We start from the raw sequence: 8,919 nt of genomic DNA on the forward strand, positions 1-8,919 counted from the left end.
GCCCAGCACCAGCGCAGCGCGCGGCGCCGGGTGGGCGAGCGCCGCCGGATGGACCATGCATTCGTGATAGATGAACTCGTCGCCGACGGAACTCATCGGCCGGCCGTCGAGGGTGAAGAGCCGCCCGAGCTGCGGCGTGTCCCAAACTTCAATCTGCTGCCAGGGCGACGCGACACTTGCCAGGCGCCGGGCATTCGGGAAGCCATACAGGGCGTAAGGGGTCGGCTGGAATAGCAGCGGGACGCTCACGGTAAGCAGGGCGCAGGCGAGCGCGGGCAGTTGGCGATGCCCAGGATTATAAAGTCAGAACCCCGCCGCCCAGTGCGGTATCGAGCCGGTCAGCGGGCAACCATCTGTTAGAATGTGTCGCTTTGCAGCCTTGTCCGTTTGCTCTGCCCGTTTCGCGTCACCAGGCGCCGCATCGTGCGCCGGAGCGACTGGCCGCCGAGCTTCCGGACCACCGCCCGCGCCCCGCTTTTTGGACTCGTTCTCCGGAACTCGACATGACGACCTCGTCTCCCGCACCCACCTCCCTGATGGCCAATGCGATCCGCGCGCTGGCTATGGATGCCGTTCAGCAAGCGAATTCCGGCCACCCCGGCATGCCCATGGGCATGGCCGAGATCGGCGTCGCATTGTGGTCGCGCCATCTGCGCCACAACCCGAAGAATCCGCAATGGGCTGACCGCGACCGCTTCGTGCTGTCCAACGGCCACGGCTCGATGCTGCTGTACTCGCTGCTGCATCTGACCGGCTATGACCTGCCGATGGAAGAGATCAAGAACTTCCGTCAAATGCATTCGAAGACGCCGGGCCACCCGGAATACGGCATGACCGCTGGCGTCGAGACAACGACCGGCCCGCTTGGTCAAGGTCTCGCCAATGCAGTCGGCATGGCGCTCGCCGAATCGCTGCTCGCCACGGAATTCAACAAGGCCGATGCAAAGATCGTCGATCACCAAACGTACGTGTTCGTCGGCGACGGCTGCCTGATGGAAGGCATTTCGCACGAGGCCTGCTCGCTTGCCGGCGTGCTGAAGCTGAACAAGCTGATCGCGTTTTACGACGACAACGGCATTTCGATCGACGGCGAAGTGGTGAACTGGTTCCACGACGACACGCCGAAGCGCTTCGAAGCCTATGGCTGGAACGTGATCCCGCATGTGGTCGGCCATGACGTCGACGCGGTGGACGCAGCCATCAAGCAAGCCAAGCAATCGGACAAGCCGACGCTGATCTGCTGCAAGACCGTGATCGGCGAAGGCGCACCGACCAAGGCAGGCAGCCATGATTCCCACGGCGCGCCGCTCGGCGAGAAGGAAATCGCCGCGACCCGCGCAGCGATTGGCTGGAAGTGGGACCCGTTCGTGATCCCGGCAGAAGTCTACGCGGCATGGGACGCCAAGGAAGCAGGCTCGCGTTACGAGTCTGAATGGAACAAGGCTTTCGCCGCATATCAGGCCAAGTATCCGCAGGAAGCGGCCGAATTCACCCGCCGTATGGCCAAGCAACTGCCCGCTGACTGGGCGGAAAAGGCCCAGGCGATCATCGCCGGTGCGAACGGGCGCGCGGAAACGGTTGCAACCCGCAAGGCATCGCAGCAGGCCATCGAAGGCCTGTCCACCGTGCTGCCCGAACTGCTTGGCGGTTCGGCAGACCTGACCGGCTCGAATCTGACCAACTGGAAGGCCGCCAAGCCGGTTCGCGTGAACGCAGAAGGCAAGGCAGCCGGCAACTACGTCAACTACGGCGTGCGCGAATTCGGCATGAGCGCGGCGATCAACGGTCTCGCGGTGCATGGCGGCTTCAAGGCCTTCGGCGGCACGTTCCTGACGTTCTCGGACTACAGCCGCAACGCGCTGCGCGTCGCCGCGCTGATGAAGGCGCCGTCGATCTTCGTGTACACGCACGATTCAATCGGCCTCGGCGAAGACGGCCCGACGCACCAGTCCATCGAGCACGTCGCCAGCCTGCGTCTGATTCCCCATCTGCAGGTCTGGCGCCCGGCCGACACCGTCGAAACCGCGGTGGCGTGGACCCAGGCTGTTGAACATCATGGCCCGTCGTGCCTGATCTTCAGCCGTCAGAACCTGCTGTTCTCGGAACGCACGGACACCCAGATCGCCAACATCGCGAAGGGTGGTTACGTGCTGCGTGACTGGAACGACGAAATCGTTGCCCGCAAGATCATCCTGATGGCAACCGGTTCGGAAGTCGAACTGGCCCTGAAGGCAGTGGAACCGCTGGCGCGCGAAGGCATTGCGGCGCGCGTGGTGTCGATGCCGTCGACCACCGTGTTCGACCAGCAGGACGCCGAGTATCGCGAGCGCGTGCTGCCCAAGGGCGTACGCCGCGTCGCGATCGAAGCAGGCGTGACGGATTTCTGGCGCAAGTATGTGGGTCTGGAAGGCGGCGTGGTCGGGATCGACACGTTCGGCGAATCCGCCCCGGCTGGCGTGCTGTTCAAGCATTTCGGCTTCACCGTCGAGCATGTTGTAGAGACGGCTAAAGCCGCACTGGACTGACGGGCCATCCGGTCCCTGCCGCGTGCGCCTCACGCCCGGCAGGGATTGGCCCAGCAGACGAAACATGGATGTATTTTTTCAGCCATCAGGAGATAGACCATGACGATTCGCGTCGCAATCAACGGCTACGGCCGGATCGGCCGCAACACGCTGCGCGCCTTCTATGAAAACGGTAAGAAGCACGACATCCAGATCGTCGCCATCAACGACCTGGGCGATGCCAACACCAACGCCCATCTGACGCAATACGATACGGCCCACGGCAAGTTCCCGGGCGAAGTGTCGGTGGACGGCGACTACCTCGTCGTCAACGGCGACCGCATCCGCGTGCTGGCTATCCGCAACCCGGCTGAACTGCCGTGGGGCGAGTTGAACGTCGACGTCGTGATGGAATGCACGGGCTTTTTCACGACCAAGGAAAAGGCCAGCGCGCACATCAAGGGTGGCGCGAAGAAGGTCATCATCTCGGCTCCGGGCGGTAAGGATGTCGACGCAACGATCGTCTACGGCGTGAACCACAAGGTGCTGAAGGCATCGGACACTGTGATCTCGAATGCATCGTGCACGACCAACTGCCTGGCACCGCTCGTCAAGCCGCTGAATGACAAGATCGGTCTGGAAAACGGTCTGATGACGACGATTCACGCGTACACGAACGACCAGGTCCTGACCGACGTGTATCACGAAGACCTGCGCCGCGCGCGCTCGGCCACGCACAGCCAGATCCCGACGAAGACGGGTGCTGCATCGGCGGTTGGCCTCGTGCTGCCGGAACTGAACGGCAAGCTGGACGGCTACGCGATTCGCGTGCCGACCATCAATGTGTCGATCGTCGACCTGTCGTTCATCGCCAAGCGCGACACGACAGTGGACGAAGTCAACGCGATCATGAAGGAAGCTTCGGAAGGCGAACTGAAGGGCATCCTTGGTTACAACAAGGCACCGCTGGTGTCGATCGACTTCAACCACAACCCGGCTTCGTCGACCTTCGACGCGACGCTGACCAAGGTGTCGGGCCGTCTGGTGAAGGTGTCGAGCTGGTACGACAACGAGTGGGGCTTCTCGAACCGCATGCTGGATACGGCTGTGGCGCTCGCGAACGCGAAGTAAGTCGCAACGCGGCGCTTCAGGTGCCGCCGTTAGCCGATGTAAGAGCCGCTCTTCGGAGCGGCTTTTTTATGCTTTTTGTCCAGCCACTGTCACTGCGTTATGCCTTCGGCGCAGGAAAGTACACGCCTGCGCGTTGCGCGGCGTTTGTGATGTGCGTCTCGATCGCCTTGCCTGCGGCCACTGAGTCGCGCGACCTGAGCGCATCGAGAATTGCGCGATGCTCGTGATACGTGGACAAAACCAGCTCACGCCTGAAGAACGGCATCCGCTGACTTTCTTTCATGATCTCCGAACTGCTACGCAGGATCGATTCGATGGCCGCATTGCCTGCGATGCTCACAAGACGCATGTGGAAATCGAAGTCGAGTTGCGCGGCTTCGTCGAGTTCGCTGCTGGCGAGCGCGCTGTGCATTGCCTCGATGTTTTGCTCAAACCAGATAATGTCGTCCTCGCTGATCGCCAGGGCCGCCATGCGCGCCACAAAGCCTTCGAGCGCAAACCTCATCTGATACGTGTCGGGCAGGGACGACTGCTCCGCGAAGCGCCATGGGTTGGCGGCCGTCGCCCGTGCGCTTTCCACATACACGCCCTTGCCGGGACGGATCATCAACAGGCCGAGCGCCTCCAGTGTGGATAGCGCTTCTCGCAGCGAAGCGCGGCTGATCGCCAGTTCTTCGGAGAGTTGACGTTGCGCGGGCAACAGACTGCCGACCGGATACACGCCGCCCTCGATCCGTTCGCGGATCGTGGCGATAGCGGCATCAGTAACGGTATGTGGAACGTTTTTCATGATCGTCAGCAGACATGGTGTGGTCTGACCGGCATTGTAATCCTCGGTTTTCGGAACCGCATCGGACAATTCAATCCTCTGACCAGATTGCCCCTGGAAGCCCTGCAGGCAAGCGGGTAAACACTATTACTTTCCACCTTGACGCGACTATATCGGTTTCCTACTATTTGCCATAACAGTACTGGTCGGACCAGTATGAACAGATGTTATTCGTAACCGGGAGAAAGGCCGTGTTGAAGTTTTTCAATTCGCTGTTTGGCCGGGTGGTGATCGCGCTAGTGGCGGGCATCGTGATCGGCGCGCTGTTTCCGCACTTCGCTCAATCGCTGCGCCCGCTCGGCGACGGGTTTCTGAAGCTGATCAAGATGGTGATTGGCCCGATCGTGTTCTGCGTCGTGGTGAGCGGCATGGCACACGCGGGCGATCTGAAGAAAGTGGGCCGCGTCGGACTGAAAGCGGTGGTGTACTTTGAGTTCATGACCACCATCGCACTGGTGATTGGCGCAGTGCTGGCCTATGCCACACGCCCTGGCGTCGGCATGAATATCAATCTGCACTCGCTCGATGCCGCCTCGCTCACCACCTACACGGAGCACACCAAAGATCTCAAGGACACCGCAGGGTTCCTGCTGAAGATCATTCCGGATACGGCCATCAATGCATTCGCCACGGGCGACATCCTGCAGATTCTCGTGTTTTCGGTGCTGTTCGGCTCGGCGCTGTCCTTGCTGGGCAATAAGGCGCAACGCGTGGGCAGCCTGATCGACGAAATGGGTCACGTGTTCTTCCGGATGATGAGCTTCATCATCAAGCTGGCGCCGCTCGGCGTGCTCGGCGCGATTGCCTTTACCACCGGCACGTACGGCGTCGAATCGCTCAAGCAACTGGGGATGCTGGTGGTGGTGTTCTACGCGAGTTGCATCGTCTTTGTTGCCGTGGTGCTGGGCATCGTGATGCGACTGGCAGGCTTCAGCGTGTTCAAGCTGATCCGTTATCTGCGCGAAGAACTGTCCATCGTGCTTGGCACGGCGTCGTCGGACGCGGTGTTGCCGCAAGTGATGCGCAAGCTCGAATGGATGGGCGTGAAGGACTCCACGGTCGGCCTCGTGATTCCGACCGGTTACTCGTTCAACCTCGACGGTTTTTCGATCTACCTGACGCTCGCCGTGATCTTCATCGCGCAGGCCACCAACACGCCGTTGTCGCTTCACGATCTGATCGTGGTGGTGCTGGTGTCGCTGGTGACATCCAAGGGTGCCCACGGCATTCCCGGTTCTGCGATTGTCATTCTCGCGGCGACCCTCTCGGCGATTCCTGCAATTCCGGTCCTCGGTCTGGTGTTGATTCTTCCGGTGGACTGGTTTGTCGGCATTGCCCGGGCGCTCACCAACCTGATTGGCAATTGTGTCGCCACGGTGGTGGTGGCGGTGTGGGAAAACGACATCGACAAAGTTCGCGCCCGCCGCGTGCTGAACCGCGATGCCGCATTGCTCTACGTGCCCGCAGGCGACGAACCGGAAGTGGGCCACGTGTCCGGCGATCCCGCGCACGCGATCTGATCTGCAGTAGGACTAATCGAATACGTCTTCATCATCCGGCTGGCAGGTTTGTTGCCGCAGACTTACGCGCACTTGCCCATGCTTTGCCAGCCGGCTCATCTTCCTGAACGATTGACTGAGACCATGGCAAATCCGATCCTCGACCCGAATGCTCCTGCTTTTACCCGCCGCTATATGAACCTGGCCGACCCGCGTCTGGGCGCCAAGGCCCTCTTTGCAAGCGATGAATTCTTTGCGCCCAAGGAGCGCATGCTCGACCCGCAACCGGCTGTCTTTATCCCCGGCAAATACGACGATCACGGCAAGTGGATGGACGGCTGGGAAACCCGCCGTAAGCGCACCACGGGACACGACTACTGCGTGGTTCGACTCGCGAGGCCGGGTGTGATTCATGGCGTCGATCTGGATACGAGTCATTTCACCGGCAACTTTCCGCCCGCCGCGTCGCTTGAGGCGTGCTACGCCGAAGGCGACGTTCCTGAAGACAGCGCGGACTGGCAAATCATCGTGCTGGCGATGACGCTGCAAGGGAATCAACACCACTACGTCGAAGTGAACGACGCGCGCCCGTTCACGCATCTGCGCGTGAATCTGTATCCGGATGGCGGCCTGGCGCGTCTGCGTGTCTACGGCCAGCCGAAGCGCGATTGGGCCCGCATCGAACGCGGCGGCCTCGTGGATCTGGCGGCCATCGAAAATGGCGCCTACCTCGTCGCGGCAAACAACCAGCATTTCGGGCCGGCCTCGCAGATGCTGATGCCGGGACGCGGCGTCAACATGGGTGACGGCTGGGAAACCCGCCGCCGCCGCGAGCCGGGCAATGACTGGGCGATCGTCGCGCTGGCGCAGCCCGGTTTGATTCGCAAGATCGAAGTCGATACGGCGCACTTCAAGGGCAACTTCCCTGACCGCTGCTCGCTGCAGGCTGCGCGCGTCACGGGCGGCACCGACGACTCGCTGATCACTCAAGCGATGTTCTGGCCCGTGCTCCTCAACGAACAGAAACTGCAGATGGACCACGTGCATTCGTTCGAGGTCGAACCGGCATCGCTTGGCCCTATCACGCATGTGCGTTTCAATATCTTCCCGGATGGCGGCGTATCACGGTTGCGCCTGTGGGGCGAACTCGCGTAAGCGCGGAGCGGCGATGAAGACACTGCAGATGGAGCGCCTGACGCGCGCCGCGTTTGCGCCGTTCGGCGATGTGATCGAACTCGACGGCGCGCGCCATTTCCCGATCAACGGCGGCACCACCGAGCGCTACCACGACCTCGCGACGGTGGACGTCGGTGAGCAGGGCGGACGGCCGTTGATCAGCCTGTTTCGCGGGCAGCCGCGCGCGCTGCCCATCGAGATCACCATGATGGAGCGGCATCCGCTAGGCAGCCAGGCGTTCCTGCCGCTTGCGCAGGCAAGCTACCTGGTGGTGGTCGCGCCGGCCGGAGAGTTCGATCCGGCACAGATGCGCGCGTTCTGGACCGAAGGCTGGCAGGGCGTCAACTATGCGAAAGGGGTCTGGCACCATCCGTTACTCGCGCTCGAGCGTGTCAGCGATTTCGTCGTGGTGGACCGGGGAGGCGAAGCGCACAACTGCGACGAACTGGCGTTGACCGAGCCATGGCGTCTGCTCCATGAGGGGCGCGTCGAATGTGCTCCTTGACGCTTCCCGAAGAAGTCACCTGGCACCAAACGTAATGTCACGTAATGCGGCCACGCGGGACCGCACGGCCGCAGCGAGGCCGGGCAAGGCACAATGGGCAATCCCAAGCGGCGACTGCCCACAGACATAAAAAAACCCGGTTGACCGAGTCGACCGGGTTTCTCTTTGTAGCTGAGGCGCGCAACTCGCGTGCCTCACGACACGCAACCGCGCATCAATGCTTGCGGTGCGGGCAGTTTTCCTTGGTACAGACGCCGTACAGCGCGAGGGCGTGCTCCTGCAGCTTGAAGCCGCGCTCTTTGGCTATGGCTTGCTGGCGGGATTCGATCTCCTGATCGAAAAACTCTTCGACGAGCCCGCAGTCGATACACACCAGGTGATCATGGTGCGTGCCTTCGTTCAGCTCGAACACGGCCTTGCCCGACTCGAAGTTGCTGCGTGAGAGCAAGCCCGCCTGTTCGAACTGCGTAAGAACGCGATAGACGGTTGCGAGGCCGATATCGAGCTCTTCGTGCAGCAGGTTGCGGTAGACGTCTTCTGCGGTCAGGTGACGTACCGGGCTGTGCTGGAAAATCTCCAGAATCTTGAGGCGCGGTAGGGTCGCCTTGAGGCCGATATTTTTCAGATCGGTTGGATTGGTCATGGCAAGGGATCCCTAGAGTACAATGCAGGGTTCTAATAGTAATGTGTTTTCGCTGTTCTGGTCATCTTCGATGCAACGAAACTCGCGCGGCTCGCCCATGGGGCAGGGCCCGCACGGTGAGTGAAATGATTTCAAAATCTCTACTGTTCTACCGGGGGAGCCGCATGCGGGGTACCTTGATTGCTGCAGCGACTGTCGCGGTGCTTGCCGGATGCTCCACTTACGACAGCGTTACGCAGCGCATTGCCCAAAGCATCACGCCGTATCGCATTACCGTTGTGCAAGGCAATTTTGTCTCAGCAGAGGCGGCCGCGCAAATGAAGCCTGGCATGTCGCGGGACCAGGTGCGCCAGTTGCTCGGCACGCCATTGTTGGCCGACATGTTCCACGCGGATCGCTGGGATTACGTGTTCTATTTCAAGCGCGGCAACACGAGCGTCGTGCAGCAGCGTGATTTCGTCGTGATTTTCACGGGCGACACCGTCGCTAGCTGGTCGGGTGGCGAAGACCTGCCGTCGAATCTCGAACTGCTCGCAGAAATCGACGGCGACAAGCGGGGCAAGAAGGCAGCCGCAGCGGCCATGGCAGCTGCGAGCGTGCCGTCGGCAGCTACGGCGCCGGTGGCCGCGTCG

Annotated in this window: 8 protein-coding genes and 1 pseudogene; 6 read left to right on the top strand and 3 right to left on the bottom strand. The window is 61.5% G+C overall.

What is annotated here, in order from left to right; translation table 11 throughout:
* Positions 1-249 (bottom strand): annotated as a pseudogene (locus tag WCA85_RS00990) (polyamine aminopropyltransferase); the annotation flags it as partial.
* A gap of 254 nt (positions 250-503) precedes the next feature.
* Between WCA85_RS00990 and tkt the strand changes: the two are divergent.
* Both tkt and gap read left to right on the top strand, forming a co-directional pair.
* The gene (tkt, locus tag WCA85_RS00995) at positions 504-2,525 is read left to right on the top strand and encodes a transketolase (RefSeq protein WP_424061139.1); all 2,022 of its coding nucleotides are present in this window, start codon (positions 504-506) and stop codon (positions 2,523-2,525) included.
* A 99-nt stretch (positions 2,526-2,624) separates the two neighbouring features.
* Entirely contained in the window at positions 2,625-3,635 is a 1,011-nt protein-coding gene (gene gap / locus WCA85_RS01000) for a type I glyceraldehyde-3-phosphate dehydrogenase (RefSeq protein WP_424061141.1), read from the top strand.
* A 97-nt stretch (positions 3,636-3,732) separates the two neighbouring features.
* Here the strand turns inward: gap and WCA85_RS01005 are convergent, their stop codons facing one another.
* On the bottom strand, positions 3,733-4,425 hold the full coding sequence (locus WCA85_RS01005; RefSeq protein WP_424061143.1) for a FadR/GntR family transcriptional regulator: 693 nt from the start codon (positions 4,423-4,425) through the stop codon (positions 3,733-3,735).
* 230 nt (positions 4,426-4,655) lie between these two features.
* Here WCA85_RS01005 and WCA85_RS01010 point away from each other — a divergent pair, with 230 nt between their 5' ends.
* The 3 genes from WCA85_RS01010 (at position 4,656) to WCA85_RS01020 (ending at position 7,644) form a co-directional block, all read left to right on the top strand.
* Positions 4,656-5,984 (top strand): C4-dicarboxylate transporter DctA, encoded by a 1,329-nt coding sequence (locus WCA85_RS01010; RefSeq protein ID WP_424061145.1) that lies wholly within the window; start codon positions 4,656-4,658, stop codon positions 5,982-5,984.
* A 123-nt stretch (positions 5,985-6,107) separates the two neighbouring features.
* Entirely contained in the window at positions 6,108-7,118 is a 1,011-nt protein-coding gene (alc, locus tag WCA85_RS01015; protein WP_424061147.1) for an allantoicase, read from the top strand.
* Positions 7,119-7,131: 13 nt separating this feature from the next.
* The gene (locus WCA85_RS01020) at positions 7,132-7,644 is read left to right on the top strand and encodes an ureidoglycolate lyase (protein WP_424061148.1); all 513 of its coding nucleotides are present in this window, start codon (positions 7,132-7,134) and stop codon (positions 7,642-7,644) included.
* A 214-nt stretch (positions 7,645-7,858) separates the two neighbouring features.
* Here WCA85_RS01020 and fur read toward each other — a convergent pair whose 3' ends face one another.
* On the bottom strand, positions 7,859-8,287 hold the full coding sequence (fur, locus tag WCA85_RS01025) for a ferric iron uptake transcriptional regulator (protein WP_424061150.1): 429 nt from the start codon (positions 8,285-8,287) through the stop codon (positions 7,859-7,861).
* 164 nt (positions 8,288-8,451) lie between these two features.
* Here fur and WCA85_RS01030 point away from each other — a divergent pair.
* A partial coding sequence (locus tag WCA85_RS01030; RefSeq protein WP_424061152.1) for an outer membrane protein assembly factor BamE occupies positions 8,452-8,919 on the top strand: 468 nt, incomplete at its 3' end.

It is taken from the genome of Paraburkholderia sp., assembly GCF_049581445.1.
Classification (GTDB): domain Bacteria; phylum Pseudomonadota; class Gammaproteobacteria; order Burkholderiales; family Burkholderiaceae; genus Paraburkholderia.